Annotated in this window: 1 protein-coding gene; it reads left to right on the forward strand. The window is 24.6% G+C overall.

Annotation, left to right across the window (positions count from 1 at the left end):
- On the forward strand, nucleotides 1-973 hold a 973-nt coding region (locus tag H2280_RS08345; protein WP_337216250.1), incomplete at both ends, for a DUF2972 domain-containing protein.

Consider the following 973-nt stretch of genomic DNA (forward strand, 5'->3'; position numbering starts at 1 on the left):
AGTTTGTGTTGATTTCAGGCCATGCTAATGCGGCTGGTCCTTTTATGAGTTGTTTATATATGTGCAATGTTAATATTGTTTGGGCTGGACTTATTCAAGGATCTCAAAGATATATTTTTTATTTTAATTTTTTAAGAAACAATGCTAATTGTTACAATGCATTGCATTGGGGCGAGGTAATTAAAAATTTTTCTGACAATTATAAACTAACCGCATTAATGGCAAAAGATTGTTATTATTTAATTTTTTTTAGAGACCCAATTTCGGTATTTGCTTCATGTTTTGGATATGATTTACATAAAGTCAAGAATGAACGTGTGGTTTTACCTACTACCGATGATTTTAATCTTGGAGGATATATTTTTAATAAAAAAAATATATTTTCTAGCAATATTGATTGTATATTTAATAATGTTTTGCCAAATTGTTTTTGTCAAAAAGATATTTTAGATTATTTTTCAAGAAAATTAAAAACTATAATAATTGATAGTGATGCTACCAGTAGAGCTAATGCTTTTTTTACAATTACTAAATTATCAAAAATATTAAATTTTAGCTCACCTAAAACAGAAGACAAGTTCTTTTTTGAAAGTAAATTATCACCTTTTTCTAGTCCTATATGGCAACGTTTGCCTTTAAGGATACAATTTAAAGAATTTAATATAGAAATTGAATTTGGATCTGGATGGATGGATACCAAGGAGCTCTCATCTAATATATTTAAAAAAGTTTTTTATTTAGACGGTATCGTTTTAAATATAAGCATCATAAATAAAACTAATCAACTTTTAAACCAATATGAAATTAATCATATGAAAGATTTATTCAATAATTTTTTAGAAAATGTGGAACTGGAAATAAAAAATATTAAAAAAGACAAAGTAATAGAAGTAGATGTGCTTAAACTATTAAAAACAAATTTAAATTATAGAAATAGACTAAACAGTATTATAAAAAATAATTTATCTTACAT

Origin of the sequence: Campylobacter sp. 2457A (assembly GCF_020135895.1) — a bacterium.
Classification (GTDB): Bacteria; Campylobacterota; Campylobacteria; order Campylobacterales; family Campylobacteraceae; genus Campylobacter_D; species Campylobacter_D taeniopygiae.